This window comes from Glycomyces algeriensis, from assembly GCF_027622855.1.
GTDB lineage: Bacteria > Actinomycetota > Actinomycetes > Mycobacteriales > Micromonosporaceae > Glycomyces > Glycomyces algeriensis.
The window spans coordinates 608,625-625,175 of record NZ_JAPZVR010000002.1 but is presented as its reverse complement, the minus strand read 5'-3'; the positions used below and the strand labels follow the sequence as shown (position 1 = coordinate 625,175).

Genomic DNA, 16,551 nt, shown 5'->3' with positions numbered 1-16,551 from the left:
TAGGTACGCTTTCCTGGTGTCTGCAGCTCATTCGACCCGTTCCGAGGAATCGACCGCACGCGAAGCCGGCAAGAGCGTCGCGCTCTTGACCCTCGGCTGCGCCCGCAACGAGACCGACTCCGAGGAGCTGGCCGCCCGCCTCGCCGCCGGCGGTTGGCGCATCAGCGACGACGGCGAGAACGCCGACGTCGTCATGGTCAACACCTGCGGTTTCATCGAGCAGGCCAAGACCGAGTCCATCGACGTCCTCCTCGACGCCTCCTCCACCGGCGCCAAGGTCGTCGCGACCGGCTGCATGGCCGAGCGCTACGGCAGGGAGCTGGCCGAGAGCCTGCCCGAGGCCGACGCCGTGCTCGGCTTCGACCACTACCCGGACATGGCCGCCCGCCTCGACGACATCCTCGCCGGGCGCACGGTCGAGTCCCACCAGCCGTCCGACCGCCGCAAGCTCCTGCCGCTGGCCCCCGCCGCGCGCCAGAGCGCCGCCGCCGTCGTCCCCGGCCATTCCCGCGCCTCCCAGGCCGACGCCGCGACCCTCGGGGCCGGCGCCCCGCAGCACCTCGCGGTGGTGCGCAAGCGCCTCACCGACGGCCCCGTCGCGAACCTCAAGCTCGCCTCCGGCTGCGACCGCCGCTGCACCTTCTGCGCGATCCCGTCCTTCCGCGGCTCGTTCGTCTCCCGCACCCCCGAGGAGATCCTTGCCGAGGCCGCCTGGCTCGCCTCCGAGGGCGTCAAGGAGCTCAACCTCGTCTCCGAGAACACCACCTCCTACGGCAAGGACCTCGCCGACTCCCAGGCGCTGGAGCACCTGCTGGAGGGCATGTCCGCGATCGCTGGGCTCGAGTGGATCCGCCTCTCCTACCTGCAGCCCGCCGAGCTGCGGCCGAGCCTCATCGAGGCGATGCAGCGCACCGAGAAGGTCGTGCCGTACTTCGACCTGTCGTTCCAGCACTCCTCCGCGAAGGTGCTGCGACGGATGCGCCGCTTCGGCTCCACCGAGAACTTCCTGGCGCTGCTCAAGCAGATCCGCGACGTCGACCCGCTCGCCGGGGCCCGCACCAACGTCATCGTCGGCTTCCCCGGCGAGACCGAGGAGGACGTCGAGGAGCTCATGGGCTTCCTCGAAGAGGCCCGCCTCGACTCCACCGGCGTCTTCGCCTACTCCGACGAGGACGGCACCGAAGCGGTGAACCTCGACGGCCACGTGGACGAGGACGCCGTCTCCGAGCGCCACACCCGCGTCTCCATGCTCGTCGACGAGCTCGTGAGCCAGCGCGCCGCCGAGCGCGTGGGCGAGGTCATGAAGGTCCTGGTCGAGTCCGTGGAGGATGACGGCGTGGACGGCCGCGGCGCCCACCAGGCCCCGGAGGTCGACGGCACGATCGCGCTCGTGGGCGAGGTCGAGGGCCTGGAGCCCGGCGACTTCGTGACGGCGAAGGTGATCGACTCGCACGGTGTCGACCTCGTGGCGGAGATCGTCGAGGAGGCCTGGTGACCACTGAGGACCCGCCGGTCTCGCCGTGGAACATCGCGAACGTGGTGACGGTGGCCCGGATCTTCCTGGTGCCGGTCTTCGCGGTGTTCGTGGTCCTCTCGGGGATGGAGCACTCGGGGTGGCGGATGGCCGCCTGCGCGCTGTTCGTATTCATTTCGGCGACGGACTTCGTGGACGGCTGGCTGGCGCGTTCGCGCGGCCTGGTCACGGATTTCGGGAAGCTCGCCGACCCGATCGCCGACAAGATCCTCATCGGCGCCTCGCTGATCCTGCTGAGCTACTACGACCACCTGGCGTGGTGGGTGACCGTGGTCATCCTTCTGCGTGAACTCGGGATCACCGCGTTGCGGATGGCGGTGCTGCGGCGCACGGTGATCGCGGCCGACCGGGGCGGGAAGCTCAAGACGGTCCTGCAGATCACGGCCGTGGCCTGGTACCTGTGGCCGTGGCCGTCCCCGCTGGACGCCGTGGGCCCGTGGCTGATGGGGGCTGCGCTCGTCCTCACGGTGGCGACGGGAATGGATTACCTCTGGAAAGCATTCAAAACGAAGAAGAGCGAGCCGAACCGGACGAGATAGGCTTGCGGGACCCACCTAAGCTCATGTGAGCTATCGCGGCGCGGAGGAGAATCTCATGGTGTTGTTGCGGGAACTGCTGGGAGAGACCCTGCGGCGCCGCCGCCGCGCGCAGAAGCGGACGCTGCGGGACGTGTCGAAGCAGGCCAATGTGAGCCTGGGCTACCTGTCGGAGATCGAACGGGGCCACAAGGAACCGTCGAGCGAGCTGCTGGCCTCGGTGTGCGGGGCACTCCAGGTGCGCCTGTCCGAGGTGCTGGCGGAGGTCTCGCGCGAGGTCGCCGTCCACGAGCGCGGCGAGGCGGAGACCCTGGGGCGCGAGGCGCTGGCGCAGGGCCGCCAGGTCGCGGTGCTGCCGCGGCCGCGCGACAAGGCCGAGCCGTTGAGCGACGTCCAGGAGGAGGTCGCCCGTCGGCGCCGTGCGCTCTCGGCGGCGCCCGCTTCGATCGCGCAGGTCCGCTCCCGGCACCGGCGTGGCGAGGTGACCGATTCGGTGGTCCGCGCGGCGGCCTGAAAACCACCGATGATGTAGTTTTGGCGATTGAGGCGTCACCCTGTCCCACGCATGTGGCGCCGATGTCCGACACTAGAGGCATGTCGGCGTTGCTGAACTCATTGATGGCTCGCAAGCTTCGCCAAGGAGCACCGGAAGGACCCCGATAATGGCCAATCCGTTCGTCAAGGGCTGGAAATACATGATGGCGCTCTTCGGTGCGAAGATCGATGAGCATGCCGACCCCAAGATCCAGATCCAGCAGGCGATTGAAGAAGCCCAGAAGCAGCACCAGGCGCTGGTGGGGCAGGCGGCGTCCGTGATCGGGAACCAGCGCCAGCTGGAGATGAAGCTCAACCGCTCGATGTCCGAGGTGGAGCGTCTGCAGGCGCAGGCCCGCCAGGCCCTGGTGCTGGCGGACAAGGCCCGTGCCGACGGCGACGAGGCGAAGGCGCAGCAGTTCGAGTCGACCGCCGAGATCCTCGCCGGCCAGCTGGTCTCCACCGAGCAGTCCCTCGAGGACATGAAGGTGATGCACGACCAGGCGCTCACCGCTGCGGACCAGGCCAAGAAGGCCGTCGAGAACAACCAGATGATCCTGCAGCAGAAGCTGCAGGAGCGCACGAAGCTGCTCGGCCAGCTCGAGCAGGCCAAGATGCAGGAGACGATCGCCTCCTCGCTGGAGTCGATGTCGCAGACCGCCGCCCCCGGCAACGTGCCGAACTTCGACGAGATCCGCGACAAGATCGAGGGCCGCTACTCCAACGCCATGGGCCGCGCCGAGCTCGCCTCGAACTCGGTGGAGGGTCGCCTCCTGGAGGTCAACCGCGCCACGCGCGACATGGCGGGCGCCTCGCGCCTGGACCAGATCCGCGCGTCGCTCGAGGGCGAGCAGCTCTCGGGCGGTAAGGCGAGCCCGGCGATCGAGTCGAAGGAGTCGGTCACGAACGCCCGCCTCGCGGACATCCGCGCGTCGCTGGGCAACGACGAGGGCACGGCCGAGCCCGAGGCCGACAAGGCGAAGAGCTGACCTGAAGGGACCCCCGGTGGACGCGAAGGACCGCAAGCGCGCGTACAAGCGCCTGCGCTCCCGGTTGTCGTCCGCCAAGTCCTGGACCACTACAGCGGGAGGCGCTGCCGCCGGCAGCGCCTTCTTCGTGCCCTATGCCGGTGTCGGTGCGCCGGACGGTGTCTGGGTGACGATCGCGGGGTTCTCGACCGCGATGGCGGTGGTCCGCTGGTTGGACTACCGGCGCCTGGCCCGCGCGATCCCTGCCGCTGAGCGCGAGTCCCTCGAGCTGCACGGCCGGGCGCAGTTGTCGAAGGAGGCGCGGGGGCTGTTCGGCGAGACGGCGGAGGCGATTCGGCGCGGGCGCATCCGGGCGAAGTTCCGCGGCAGCCGTGCGATGCATCCGTATGAGCGGCTGGAGCGGGCGTCGATCGCCGCCGAGCAGATGGCGAAGCGCCTCGAAGGGAACGACGAGGCGGTGGCGATCCTCGCGGGGGCGTCGAAGGCCGGGCAGGAGCTGTACCGGCTCGCCTTGGGCGTCAAGGACGTCGAAGGGGCGATCGCGATCGCGCCGGAGGTGAAGCGCGCCGGCATGGGCGCGAACCTGGACCGGATGGTGGAGCGCCTCGAGGCGGGCGTGGCCGCCTATGAGGACATGGTGAGCGCGGCGGGGGAGTGCCTGGCCGGTTCGATCGGGCTGCAGCAGGCGCTGTCGGCGCACCGTTCGGACGAGACGCTGCACCTGCTCACCGATGCCGCGGACCGGTTGCGTGCGGCGGGGGACGCGGCGAGCGAGATCCGCGGGAGCGTCGGGCCGCCTGCCACCGGCTGACTCCATGTCACGCATAGTGATGCGGGAGACGCACTGCGGAGTGGGTTGAGGCGAATATGTCTCATTTGATCTAATTCGGCGATGAAATCCCCGATGCTCCAAGCGGCCGCGACTGCGGCCGCCGCCTGCTTGATCGCCACCGCCTTCGGCGGCGCGGCACAGGCCCAGACCGTGCCCGCGGGCCCGGTCAAAGTCTTTCTCAAGGACCATGAGAGCTTGCCGCTCGCGGCGTCCGCGAACGGCGCCCGCCTGACGAACGACCACGACCTGTGGCGGCTCGTGGCGGTCGAGGCGTTCCAGGACCTCGGGCAGTACCAGCTCGTCCATGACGCCTCGGGCCGGTGCCTGAGCGCCGACACGACCGGCGGCGACGAGACCGCGCCCGTGATCCTCACCGACTGCGCCGACGCGATCGGCTGGAAGCTCGTCTTCGACCCCCTGCCCTCCCACAGCGACTTCCGCTTCATCACCGCCGACGGCTACTTCCTCGGCCTCGAGGACGGCTCCGACGCGGAGGAGGGCGCCGAAGTCCTCGCGGTGAAGCCCGAGACGAGCGCGAGCAGGCACTTCCAGGAGTGGAGGTTCGCGGACGCCCCGCCGCCGTCCAACCCGCCGTCATCGCCCCCGCCCTCGACGCCGCCCTCGCCCCCCGAGTTGAGCGAGAGCCCCTCGGTCCCCGCCGAGTCCGAGTCGCCGAAGCCGGCGCTCCCGACCACTGGCGCCGGTCTCGGCATCGGGGTGGGCGCGGGCGCCGTGGCGCTCGCCGGCGGCGCGGCCCTCATCCTGTGGTGGCAGCGCCGCCGCGCGCTCCGATCGGACTGGTGAGAGGCCAAGGCGCGCAAGCGCACGGCCCTGTGCGACACGAGGAGCCGTCACGACACACTGAATCCCACGATTCGGGAAATGGTGGTTCGGGTCCACGGCCGGTGGCATACTACTTTTCGTGACCTTCCAGCTCATGATTAGCTGCGGGCGTTCCGCGGAGCATCGGCGTTAGATGCCGCCGCCGAACGCCAGACCTCCTGCCGCCCGCAGGGGGTCTTTTTCGTTCAGGGCAAACGAACGTTCAGGTAGGCCCCGCAGCGGCCGTGCCAAAAAAGTAGAAACCTGGAGCACCAAGTGACGCAACCAGATCCGCACCACGGCAGCGAACCTGCGAACAGCGGCGGCGACTTCCACGTCTTCGACACCACCCTCCGTGACGGCGCGCAGATGGAGGGCCTCCGCTACTCCGTCGCCGACAAGCTCGCCGTCGCCGAACTCCTCGACGAACTCGGGGTCGACTACATCGAGGGCGGCTGGCCCGGCGCGATCCCCTCGGACACGGAGTTCTTCGCCCGCGCGGCCGAGGAGCTGAACTTCAAGCACGCTAAGCTCGTCGCCTTCGGCATGACCCGCCGCGCCGGTTCGAGCGCCGCCGAGGACCCCGGCTTCCAGGCCCTCCTCGACTCGCGCGCCCCCGTGCTCTGCCTCGTCGCCAAATCCGACATGCGCCACGTCGAGCAGGCCCTCAGGACCACCCCCGAAGAGAACCTGGCGATGATCGCCGACTCGGTGCGCACCGGCCGCGAGCAGGACCGCCAGGTCTTCATCGACTGCGAGCACTTCTTCGACGGCTTCCGCCAGGACCCCGAGTACGCCGCCCTCGTGGTGCGCACCGCACTCGAGGCCGGCGCCGAAGCGGTCGTCCTCTGCGACACCAACGGCGGCAGCATCCCCTCCGACATCACCGCCGTCGTCACCGATCTGCGCACCCGCCTCGAAGCGGTCCTCCCGCGCGAGCGCGTACGCCTGGGCATGCACGCCCAGAACGACACCGGCTGCGCCGTCGCCAACACCCTCGCCGCCGTCCAGGCCGGCGTCATGCACGTCCAGGGCACCGCCAACGGCTACGGCGAACGCCCCGGCAACGCCAACCTGTTCAGCGTCATCGCGAACCTCGAGACCAAACTCGGCATGAAGGTCCTCCCCGACGGCGGCCTCGCCCAGCTCACCCGCATCTCCCACGCGATCGCCGAGATCGCCAACATGACCCCCGACGAGCACGCCCCCTACACCGGGCACGCCGCGTTCGCGCACAAGGCCGGCATCCACGCCTCCGCCATCAAGGCCGACCCCGCCCTGTACAACCACGTCGACCCCGTCGTCGTCGGCAACGACATGCGCATCCTCGTCACCGAGATGGCCGGCCGCGCCTCCGTCGAACTCAAGGGCCGCGAACTCGGCATCGACCTCTCCGGCGACAAGGCCGCACTCGACCGCATCACCAAGCGCGTCAAGGAACTCGAGTCCAAGGGCTGGTCCTTCGAGGCCGCCGACGCGTCCTTCGAGCTGCTCGTCCGCGACGAGGTCGAAGGCGGCCTGCCCCGGCCGTTCAAACTCGACACCTACCGCGTCATCGTCGACCACGACCCGAGCGCCGTCACCGTCGCCGAGGCCACCGTCCGACTCGACGTCGACGGCGAACGCGTCATCGCCACCGCCCAGGGCAACGGCCCGGTCAACGCCCTCGACGCCGCCCTGCGCAGCGCCCTGGCCGCCCGCCACCCGCGCCTGGCCGAGCTCACCCTCTCCGACTTCAAGGTCCGCATCCTCGCCGGCTCCAAGGGCACCGACGCGGTCACCCGCGTCCTCGTCTCCATGAGCGACGGCGAGTCCGAGTGGACCACCGTCGGCGTCGCCCCCAACCTCATCGAGGCCTCCTGGAACGCGCTGGCCGACGGCCTCGCGTACGGCCTCAACCGGCGGAAGTCGTTACCTCCTACCGCATCGCGCGGCGCCCCATGAGCGGCGCCGCGCGGCACTGACACGGCCCGGTCCACGAGACCGGGACCGCGCCTGCACCGCGCCGATCGTGCGGCAGGCGAGTGAAAAGGGCCCGGCCCCCGCAGCGAAAGCTCGCGGAGGCCGGGCCCTTCGCAGTACTGCAGTCGCGGGCTAGTCGAAGACCGCGAGGCGCTTCTGCTCCTGCGTGCCGCCCCCGAAGGTCGTGAACGAGCCGCCCACCGTCAGGTTCGTGCCCGACGGGTGCGCGGTCGCGTCCCAGGCGCCGACGACGCCGTTCGCGGACGGGTCCCAGTCCAGGAGCTTCCCGTTCATGTCGACCGCGAGGAGCTTCCCGCGCTCGGCGCGCACGCCGTCCACGCACTGGCCCAAGGGGCCGGCGTGGTTGGAGACGCAGGCCTTGTCGAAGTGGCCGCCGCCGATGACGGTGCTGCCCCAGACCTCGACGGTCTGCATGCCGCCGTCGACCGCCTGGTACCAGAGGGTCGAGCCGGTGCGGGTGAACGCCCGGATCTCGCCGCCGCGCCCGTCGAGCGCCGCGTACACGCGGTCCCCGGCGACCTCGACCTCGCGGGTGAGGACGAACACGCCGGACACGAACGTGGTGTCGACCGCGCCCGTGGTCGGGTTGACCGCGCCGAGCTTCCCGTACTTCTTGTCGCCGCCGAGCGTCGTGAACGCGCCCGCGACGTACAGGCGGTCGTGGCCGAACTGGAGGTCGCGCACCGCGCCTTCGGTGACCGCGGGCTTGAACGAGGTGACCGGCGAGCCGTTGACGGCGCTGACGGCCGCGAGCGTCGGCTGGGCGAAGCCGCCGACCGACTGGAACGTGCCGCCGAGGTAGACCGTCGAGCCGACCGGCTCGATCGAGTACACGCTGGCCGACGGCTTCGGGTTCCAGCTCGTGTCGAGCTTCCCGGTGTCGAGCCAGAACCGGGCCACGCGCGAGCGGGCGACCCCGTCGACCTGCGTGAACTTGCCGGCGATGTACAGGTGGTCCCTGGAGGTCTTGACCTCGTGGACCGCGCCGTTCAGGACCGGCGCGAACGGCAGGAGCGCCCCCGTGGTCGAGTTCACGGCCGCCAGGTACGTGCGGTTCGCGAACACGCCGTCGGTGTTGCGGGCGCGGGTGAAGACCCCGCCCGAGTAGACGATGTCGCCGTCGTAGGCGACCTTGTAGACCTGGTCGTTGAACGAGGCGGACGTCTGCGGCAGGCTGGAGTCGATCGCCCCGGCGGGCGCCTGCGCGATGAACAGGGCCCCGAGCAGTACGAACAGTGTGATCAAACGACGCATACGGCAGTCTTGCACGCGTAATCCGACGCAACGGGTATTCGACACGGCGCGTCACAGTGACGTGACGCAGGGACGAACACGCCCGGCGGTCTCCACAGGAGACAGCGCGCGGGCCCTGCCCGCAGGCGCGGCCCGCGGGGAATGCCGTGACCGCGCCGCTGGTGCGGCCGTACTAGAGTTGACGTGTGACTTCCTACCAGACCGATCGTGCCCGCGCGGCGGCCATGGCCGCGGATTCGGCCGTGTACGGACGCCGCCGGTTCATGTCCGGTTTCTTCCTCGGCCTCGTGATCCTCGTGATCGCGGCCTTCGCCTTCGGCTTCGTGCTCGTCGGCGACATCGGCGAGACCATGCGGGTGCGCTTCGGCGCCACCGCCATCTCCCTGCTCGTCGCCGCACCGCTGACCTGCGTGCTCGGCTTCCTCATCGGCCTGTTCGGGCCGGTCCGCCGCCTCGGCATGGGCATCGTCGTCGGCGCGCTCGTCGGCGTCGTCCTCATCGGCGGCATCTTCCTGCTCGTCCGCTAGCGCGCTGCAGTACCGCCGCCCTGCGACCGCATGATCCGAGCGCGCCCCGCGCGACCGCCTCAACCAGCCGTGCTCCGCACGACTGCGTGACTCGATCGCGCTCCGCGCGATAGTGCGTCGATCCCGCTCCGCCCCCGAACTAAGCTGAGGCCGCAAGGTTTCGAACCAGTCTCAGAGAGGGGCCGACTGTGCGGATCGCGCGGATCGCTCAACCGTCCGGCATGTCGTTCGCCGTCTTGGAAGGCGAGGGCCCCGGGGCCACCGCCGCCGAGATCGAGGGCCACCCGTTCGCGCAGATCAAGCTCACCGGCCAGCGCTGGGCGCTCGAGGACGTGCGGCTGCTCGCCCCGATCCTCCCCTCCAAGGTGGTGTGCATCGGGCGCAACTACACCGACCACGCCGCCGAGCTGGGCAACGAGGTGCCCAAGGAGCCCTTGATCTTCCTCAAGCCCTCCACCTCGGTGATCGGCCCCAGCGAGGCCATCCGGCTCCCGGCCGTGGCCGACCAGGTCGAGCACGAGGCCGAGCTCGCCGTCGTCATCGGCCTGCACGGGGCCCGCGGCCTCGACCGCGAGGCCGCCAAGAGCGCGATCTACGGCTACACGTGCGCCAACGACGTGACCGCCCGCGACATCCAGCGCCAGGACGTGCAGTTCACGCGCGCCAAGGGCTTCGACTCGTTCTGCCCGATCGGGCCGTGGATCGAGACCAGCCCCGAGGTCGACATGGCCGACGCCGAGGTCCGCTGCGAGGTCAACGGCGAAGTGCGCCAGCTCGGCTCGACCAAGGACATGGTCTTCGACCCGGCCGCGATCGTCGCCTACATCTCGCAGGTGATGACCCTGTTGCCGGGCGACGTGGTGCTCACCGGCACGCCCGCCGGGGTGGGCCCGCTCCAGGCCGGCGAGACCGTCTCCGTTTCCATCGCCGGCATCGGCACGCTGTCCAACAAGGTGGTTCCCAGTGAGTAACGTCCGCACCCGCTTCTGCCCCAGCCCGACCGGGACCCCGCACGTGGGCCTGGTGCGCACCTGCCTGTTCTCGTGGGGCTACGCCCGGGCCAAGGGCGGCGAGTTCGTGTTCCGCATCGAGGACACCGACGCCGCGCGCGACTCCGAGGAGTCGTACGACCAGCTGCTCGAGGCGCTCTCGTGGCTGGGCATGACCTGGGACGAGGGGCCCGACATCGGCGGCCCGTACGCGCCCTACCGGCAGTCGCAGCGCCTGGACGTGTACGCCGACGTGATCAAGCGGCTCCTCGACGGCGGCTACGCCTACGAGGCGTTCTCCACCAACGACGAGGTCGAAGCCCGCCACCGCGCCGCCGGGCGCGACCCGAAGCTCGGCTACGACAACTTCGACCGCGACCTCACCGAGGAGCAGAAGGCCGCCTTCCGCGCCGAGGGCCGCAACCCGGTGTACCGGATGCGGATGCCGAACGAGGACATCACGTTCCGCGACGCGGTGCGCGGCGAGGTCACGACCCCGGCCGGCACGGTGCCCGACTACGTGATCGCGCGCGGCGACGGCTCGCCGCTGTACACGCTCACCAACCCGGTGGACGACGCGCTCATGAAGGTCAACATGGTCACCCGCGGCGAGGACCTCATGCCCTCGACGCCGCGGCAGATCGTCATGTGGCGGGCGCTGGTGGAGCTGGGCGTCGCCGACGCCGAGCCCGAGTACGCGCACCTGCCGCTGATCGTGGACGAGCGCGGCAAGAAGATGTCGAAGCGCGACCCGCGCTCGAACCTGCTGCAGTACAAGGAGGCCGGGTACCTCCCCGAGGGCGTCCTCAACTACGTGGCGACCCTCGGCTGGTCGATCTCGGGCGACCGCGACGTGTTCACCGTGGCGGAGTTCCTGGAGGCCTTCGACCTGCACGACGTGAAGTCGAACCCGGCGAGGTTCGACGAGAAGAAGTTCGAGGCGATCTGCTCGGACCACTTCCGCGCGGTCGACACCGACGAGCTGATCGGGATGCTGGTGCCGCGCCTGCAGGACGCGGGGCTGCTCGGCGCGGAGGTCACCGCGGCGCAGTCGCATGTGCTCGACGTGGCCGTGCCGCTCGTGCAGGAGCGGTGCGCGACCCTCTCGCAGGCCGTGGCGATGCTGCGGTTCCTGTTCTGCGGCACCGAGGTCGAGCTCGACGAGGACAGCGCGAAGAAGACCTTCAAGGACGACGCGGCGCAGGTGCTCGACGCCTCCATCGCGGCGCTCGAGGGCATCGAGTGGACGACCGCGGCGATCGAGGAGGCCCTGAAGGCCGCCCTCGTGGACGGCATGGGCCTCAAGCCCCGCAAGGCCTTCGGGCCCGTGCGGGTGGCGATCAGCGGCAAGACCGTGTCGCCCCCGCTGTACGAGTCCATGGAGCTCCTGGGCAGGGACGTGAGCCTCGCGCGCCTGCGCGCGGCGCGCGCGACACTCTAAGCGCGGCAAGCGCAACGGCCCCGTCGGCGACGACGGGGCCGTTCGCGTTTGCGCGCGTCCACTACTGTGCATTGCATGGTACTGTGGATAGCGTGGACAGATCGCAACTGCTCAAGGGCCTGCTCGACATCATCGTGCTGCGCGTGCTCGACCGCCAGGACGGGTACGGGTACGAGATCCTCAACCGGCTCCGCGCCGCGGGCTTCGACGAGCTCGGCGACGCCTCGGTCTACGGCACGCTCCGGCGGCTCTACCGGGCGGGCTACCTGTCCACCTACGTGCAGCCGAGCGAGTCGGGGCCGCACCGCAAGTACTACTCGCTCACCGAACCCGGCCGGAAGTACCTCCGCCAGGCGCGCGAGGCCTGGGAGGACGTGAGCGCCAAGATGCGAGTGCTGTTCGACGTGCCCACGAAAGGCTGACCATGACCGACACCCCCGCGCAGACCGACGTGACCGCCGCCTACCGCGCCTCGGTCGAGCACCACCTCGCGGCCCTGCTCGAGGAGATCCGCGAGGACCTCGCCGCCGGACTGCGGGCCCACCTCGCCGACGTCGCCTCGGACCTGCGGCCCGGCGAGACCCTCGAGCACCGCCTCGGCAGCCCCGACCGGCTCGCCGTCGCCGTCCTCGGCTACAGCCCCGCCCTGGAGGCCTTCCAGGAAGACCATGCAACGGTGCCGCCCTCGCGAGCGGTCTACACATCATGAGCGACGCACCACTGACAACCGCGGCTTCACGAAGGGCAGCACCATGACGACCACACCCGACCGGTCCACGGAGATCGCGTCCTACCTGGCCGCGGTCGAGCGGCACCTGAACGACCTGCCCGCCCACATCCGGCAGGACCTGATGTCCGAACTGGACACGCACCTGTCGGAAGTGGCCGCGGACCTCGAACCGGGCGCGGCGCTCCGCGACCTCCTCGGCAGCCCCGAGGCCTACGCCCGCGAACTCCGCGACACCGCCGAGGTCGAGAAGGAGCCGGTCGCGATCCGCATGCGCCGCAAGTTCTCCGACACCGCCGCCCCGGCGCTCGCCAGGGTGAAGGGCGCCGCCGACAAGTACGCGGTGAGCACCGGCCACGCCGACGCCGCCGAACTGCGCGAACGCCTCCGCCCCGGCTGGTGGGTGCTGCGCGGCGCGATCGTCGCGGCCCTCTTCGTCTACTGGCTCGCGTCCGCCCAGTTCGGCGTCACCGGGTACTCGATCATCGGATCGCTCCCCGGCCTGCTGCTCGTGGTCGCCGTGCTGCTGGTCAGCGTGTGGGCCTCGATGCGCCTGGGCGCCAAGTCCATGGACTGGCGGGGACGCCGCCGCCGCTGGATGATCGCCGGCGGCATCGCGATCGTCGCACTGGCGGGCTACCAGTTCTCCTGGATCCTCACGGGCGCGATCCCGACGCGGTACGTCGAGACCCAGTACGTCGACGACGGGTCCGGGTACGGCTACATCAGCGACCTCTACGTCTACGACGAGAACGGCAACCCGCTCACCGGCGTGTACCTGTTCGACCAGGACGGCAACCCGATCTACCTCGGCGACCCGACGCTCTGCGAGTCCACGCCCGGCAACCCGTTCGCGACGCCGTCCGAGGACGACTACCGGTACGAGGACGAGGGCACGGCCATGGAGCAGAACCTGGGCTACCAGTACCCGCTCTGCGCCTCGCAGGACGCCGCGACGATGCCGGCGGGCGAAGCGCCCACTGCCGAGGAGGGCGTCGCGACCGAGCTCCCGTCCGAAGGCCCGGCGCCGACCGCGGGGGAGACGCCTTCGGAGCTGGAGACCAGCCCGGAACCGGCCGCGTCCGCCACTCCCGACCCGGAGCCGACCAAGTAGGCACCGCACGAAACGCGAACCGGCCCCGCCTCACGGCGGGGCCGGTTCCACGTTTTCCGGGCAATACGGGCGTGTTAGCGGTGGTTTATGACATTGATCTCAGTAGACCCGCGTCGAAGAAGGTCTGCCGAGGCGTAGCGGTGTCAATGGGCCGTTCGGGGGAGGCCCGGCACTCGGGTCCCAGGAGGTCGCCGACATCCGGCGCGATACCGGCGCTATCCGGCGATACGGGCACCCGATAGCTTCGCTCGCATGTGGAGATGTGCCGTATTGGCGTGATTACCGAGGGGTACGGCGTCTCGGTTTCGGACCCCTAGGGTTGCCCCGATGTTCACCCGCATGCAGACCTCCCGTGCGCGGCACCGAGCCGAAGACCCCGAGCGGCACCCCGCCCGCAAACGCGTCCTCGTGTCCGCTGCCGCAGTCCTGTTCGCCGTCGGCTCCGCCAGCAGCGCGAGCGCCGCCATCATCGGCACCGACGACCCGACCGGCGAGGAGCTCCTCGCCGCCGAGATCGTCGCCGACGCCGGCGACGCCCAGTACCAGTGGGACCAGGTCGCCCCGATGGAGAGCATCCTCCCCGTCAAGGAGGCCGCCGCGGTCGAGCCGCCCGAGAAGACCGAGCCCGCCGAGGTCCCCGAGCCGGAGCCCGAGCCCGAACCCGTCGAAGAGGCGACCACCGAGTCCTCGGACGACGGCGGCGGCAGCGTCGACATCGCCGCCGACTGCTCCGAGTACTCCGGCAACCAGGCCATCGGCTGCACCATGACCCTCGAGGCCGGCTGGGACATGAACGAGGTCGGCTGCCTCGTCAACCTGTGGGACAAGGAGTCCGGCTGGGACGAGAGCGCCTACAACTCCGGTTCCGGCGCCTACGGCATCCCGCAGTCCCTCCCCGGCGACAAGATGGCCGCCAACGGCGACGACTGGGAGACCAACCCGGCCACCCAGATCGCCTGGGGCCTCGACTACATCGACGGCCGCTACGGCAGCCCGTGCAGCGCCTGGTCGCACAGCGAGTCCAACGGCTGGTACTGATCCGCCCATAAACTCGAATCCCAGCGGACCCGGAGTTCGTTGACCCGCAGAGCAGCCCCGGCGCGACGGCGCCGGGGCTGCTCCATGCGTCACGGCATCACGGCGCGGCCGGCGCCGCCTCCAACCGGTTGAACAGGAACAGCAGGCTGCCCTTCAAATGCGCCTCGTCTTGAGCGCCGTCAGCGCGTACTGCTCCGTGTGGTCGAGACGGGTCCCGCCGGACTCACGGCCGGTCGTCCGTCTCCCTGGACGCCGCCCGCACCGACCGCAGCAGCAGGCGCGGGTCGCCCAGCATGCGCTTCAGGCGCCGTTCGAGCCCCGCGATCGGGGTGAGGTTCTGCGGGGCCCGCGCGTCCTTGTGCGCGGCGGAGCCCAGGGGCGGCAGGGCCGCCGCGGTGGCGTCGGCGAGCGCGATGGCCGCCTCCTCGCTCAGGTCGTCGGCGGCCTCGAGCCGCGCGACGCCCGCCCAGCCCCGGGACGAGGTGCCCGGCAGCCGCAGGTACCAGGTGTACCGCGGCCAGCCCGACATGAGGTGGAAGACCGGGGTGCGCTGGCCCGGCCGCAGCCGCTCCACGACCGCGTTCAGCTCGCCCTGCAGGTAGGAGCGGTGGTGGCTCTTGATGTAGCCCACCGAGTTCGGGAGGCGGGTGCGCCCGCGCAGCGGCCCGTCGAGCACCGACAGCTGCGCGTCCATGGCGACCATCGACGCCATCTTCGCCTCGAGCTCGGCCATCTTCTGCTGCGCCTCGTTGACGAGGTCGCCCGGATCGGCCGACGCGGTCTCGCAGTACGGGTAGTACCCGAAGTCCACGCCCGGGCTCACCGCCGCGAACAGGCCGCGCTCCACGGCCGCCTCGGCGACGGTGGAGACCTGGCCGTCGAGGTCGCAGGCGACCGCTCCGGCCGCCCAGGAGACGCACACGCCCGGCCAGCGCTCGCCGTCCTCCAGCAGCTCGACGCGGGCATCGACGCGGCGGACGCCGTCGACCACGACGATGCGGCGCGGCCCTGAGGCGGGCGCGTCGACCGGGCGCCAGTCGGCGGGTTCGAGTTCGACCCCCGCGTTGACGATCGCCTGGTTCGCGCGCGAGGGCGACTCGGGGTTGTCGGCGAAGGACGGGTCCCAGGCGTCGACGGTGATCTGCAAGGCGCAACCTGCTTTCGGGAACGATTGCGGCCCAGCGTACTGCTCGCCGTCGACGCCACGGGCCCCGCGCTGGGAGCCGGTCCTAGGCGGCCGTCCTATGCAACCGTCCTATGCAACCTCGGTGACCAGTCCGGTCTCGAGGGAGTAGACGCCGCCGACCACGGTGAGCTCGCCGTCCGCGACGAGTTCGGCCAGGTTCGGGTGCTCCTTGAGCGCCTGCACCGTCAGGAGGACGTTCGCCTTGATCATCGCGTCGACGGGGTCGCCGGACTCGCCCTTGGACGCCTCGTAGGCGGCCCTGAGGGCCTCCACGGTCTCCGGAAGCGCGTACTCGTGCTCCTCGAGCTCCGTGCCCTCCTCGGCCGCGAGGAGGGCCTCGTGGGCGGCGGTGACGGCGCCGCACTTCTGGTGCCCGAGGACGACCAGGAGCGGGGCCTCGAGGGCGGCGGGGCCGTAGGAGACGGACTCGGAGACGAGCGGGTCGTAGACGTTCCCGGCGGTGCGGGTGACCATGAGGTCGCCGATGCCGGTGTCGAAGACGAACTCGGGGGCGACGCGGGAGTCGACGCAGGTGAAGACGGCGGCGCGGGGCTCCTGGCCCTCGGCGAGGGATTCGCGGAGCGCGACGTCGGTGTCGGGGTGGACGGCGCCGCCGTCGGCCCAGCGCTGGTTGCCGTCGAGCATGGCGTCCCAGATGTCCGCGGCCGAGTCGAAGTCCTTGAGGCTGAGGACGTCCGCGGTCTGGGCGGCGGCGTCCTCGCCGCCCATGCCGCTGCCGTCGGCGCTGCAGGCGTCGAGGGCGAACACGGCGATGGCGCCGGCGCCCACGGCGCCCGCTCCGGTGATCAGCTTGCGGCGGCTGCCGCGGAGGTGCAATGTGGTCATATCTGCATAAGTACTTGAACATTCAAGTTTAACTTCGAGTGAATGACCTTCATGTGTCCTGTGGCATAGCCGGACATTGCGCCCGTATCGGGCGGCGTGCACGCCGACAACGCGCGAACGGCAGGCATGTCGTTGCGGCGGAACGAGGTCGACGAACTCAAATTACTCCCGGCCTCGGGGGATTGCCAGAGCGCGGGCA

17 protein-coding genes are annotated in these 16,551 nt (G+C 70.5%); 14 read left to right on the top strand and 3 right to left on the bottom strand.

All coding sequences use genetic code 11. The features are described 5' to 3' along the window. Positions 1-16: 16 nt before the first annotated feature. From rimO to cimA, 7 genes are all read left to right on the top strand, one after another. Complete coding sequence (gene rimO / locus O2L52_RS06095; protein WP_270114444.1) at positions 17-1,495, top strand: 30S ribosomal protein S12 methylthiotransferase RimO; 1,479 nt, start codon at positions 17-19, stop codon at positions 1,493-1,495. Continuing rightward, entirely contained in the window at positions 1,492-2,073 is a 582-nt protein-coding gene (pgsA, locus tag O2L52_RS06090) for a CDP-diacylglycerol--glycerol-3-phosphate 3-phosphatidyltransferase (RefSeq protein ID WP_270114443.1), read from the top strand. The genes rimO and pgsA overlap by 4 nt, the downstream gene beginning before the upstream one ends. 55 nt (positions 2,074-2,128) lie before the next feature. Further along, the gene (locus tag O2L52_RS06085) at positions 2,129-2,584 is read left to right on the top strand and encodes a helix-turn-helix domain-containing protein (protein WP_270114442.1); all 456 of its coding nucleotides are present in this window, start codon (positions 2,129-2,131) and stop codon (positions 2,582-2,584) included. Positions 2,585-2,732: 148 nt separating this feature from the next. Continuing rightward, the gene (locus O2L52_RS06080; RefSeq protein WP_270114441.1) at positions 2,733-3,593 is read left to right on the top strand and encodes a PspA/IM30 family protein; all 861 of its coding nucleotides are present in this window, start codon (positions 2,733-2,735) and stop codon (positions 3,591-3,593) included. Between the two features lie 16 nt (positions 3,594-3,609). After that, on the top strand, positions 3,610-4,404 hold the full coding sequence (gene pspM, locus O2L52_RS06075; protein ID WP_270114440.1) for a phage shock envelope stress response protein PspM: 795 nt from the start codon (positions 3,610-3,612) through the stop codon (positions 4,402-4,404). 81 nt (positions 4,405-4,485) lie between these two features. Further along, positions 4,486-5,229: an RICIN domain-containing protein gene (locus tag O2L52_RS06070; protein ID WP_270114439.1), complete on the top strand. Its 744-nt coding sequence runs from the start codon at positions 4,486-4,488 to the stop codon at positions 5,227-5,229. Positions 5,230-5,616: 387 nt separating this feature from the next. Continuing rightward, positions 5,617-7,191 (top strand): citramalate synthase, encoded by a 1,575-nt coding sequence (gene cimA / locus O2L52_RS06065; RefSeq protein ID WP_373897049.1) that lies wholly within the window; start codon positions 5,617-5,619, stop codon positions 7,189-7,191. A 150-nt stretch (positions 7,192-7,341) separates the two neighbouring features. Here the strand turns inward: cimA and O2L52_RS06060 are convergent, their stop codons facing one another. Next, positions 7,342-8,484, bottom strand: coding sequence for a hypothetical protein (locus tag O2L52_RS06060; RefSeq protein ID WP_270114437.1), 1,143 nt, complete (start codon positions 8,482-8,484; stop codon positions 7,342-7,344). A gap of 185 nt (positions 8,485-8,669) precedes the next feature. Between O2L52_RS06060 and O2L52_RS06055 the strand changes: the two genes are divergently transcribed. From O2L52_RS06055 to O2L52_RS06025, 7 genes are all read left to right on the top strand, one after another. Next, the gene (locus O2L52_RS06055) at positions 8,670-9,011 is read left to right on the top strand and encodes a hypothetical protein (RefSeq protein WP_270114436.1); all 342 of its coding nucleotides are present in this window, start codon (positions 8,670-8,672) and stop codon (positions 9,009-9,011) included. Between the two features lie 188 nt (positions 9,012-9,199). Continuing rightward, on the top strand, positions 9,200-9,982 hold the full coding sequence (locus O2L52_RS06050; protein WP_270114435.1) for a fumarylacetoacetate hydrolase family protein: 783 nt from the start codon (positions 9,200-9,202) through the stop codon (positions 9,980-9,982). Further along, the gene (gene gltX, locus O2L52_RS06045) at positions 9,975-11,441 is read left to right on the top strand and encodes a glutamate--tRNA ligase (protein WP_270114434.1); all 1,467 of its coding nucleotides are present in this window, start codon (positions 9,975-9,977) and stop codon (positions 11,439-11,441) included. The genes O2L52_RS06050 and gltX overlap by 8 nt, the downstream gene beginning before the upstream one ends. Positions 11,442-11,533: 92 nt before the next feature. Next, entirely contained in the window at positions 11,534-11,863 is a 330-nt protein-coding gene (locus tag O2L52_RS06040) for a PadR family transcriptional regulator (RefSeq protein WP_270114433.1), read from the top strand. Positions 11,864-11,865: 2 nt separating this feature from the next. Continuing rightward, positions 11,866-12,150 (top strand): hypothetical protein, encoded by a 285-nt coding sequence (locus tag O2L52_RS06035; RefSeq protein WP_270114432.1) that lies wholly within the window; start codon positions 11,866-11,868, stop codon positions 12,148-12,150. A 43-nt stretch (positions 12,151-12,193) separates the two neighbouring features. Beyond that, positions 12,194-13,282: an HAAS signaling domain-containing protein gene (locus O2L52_RS06030; protein ID WP_270114431.1), complete on the top strand. Its 1,089-nt coding sequence runs from the start codon at positions 12,194-12,196 to the stop codon at positions 13,280-13,282. A 327-nt stretch (positions 13,283-13,609) separates the two neighbouring features. Further along, positions 13,610-14,320, top strand: a complete 711-nt coding sequence (locus tag O2L52_RS06025) for an aggregation-promoting factor C-terminal-like domain-containing protein (protein ID WP_270114430.1) — start codon at positions 13,610-13,612, stop codon at positions 14,318-14,320. 223 nt (positions 14,321-14,543) lie between these two features. Here the strand turns inward: O2L52_RS06025 and O2L52_RS06020 are convergent, their stop codons facing one another. Next, the gene (locus tag O2L52_RS06020; protein WP_270114429.1) at positions 14,544-15,467 is read right to left on the bottom strand and encodes a hypothetical protein; all 924 of its coding nucleotides are present in this window, start codon (positions 15,465-15,467) and stop codon (positions 14,544-14,546) included. 108 nt (positions 15,468-15,575) lie between these two features. Beyond that, on the bottom strand, positions 15,576-16,352 hold the full coding sequence (locus tag O2L52_RS06015) for a carbonic anhydrase (RefSeq protein WP_270114428.1): 777 nt from the start codon (positions 16,350-16,352) through the stop codon (positions 15,576-15,578). Between the last annotated feature and the right edge of the window lie 199 nt (positions 16,353-16,551).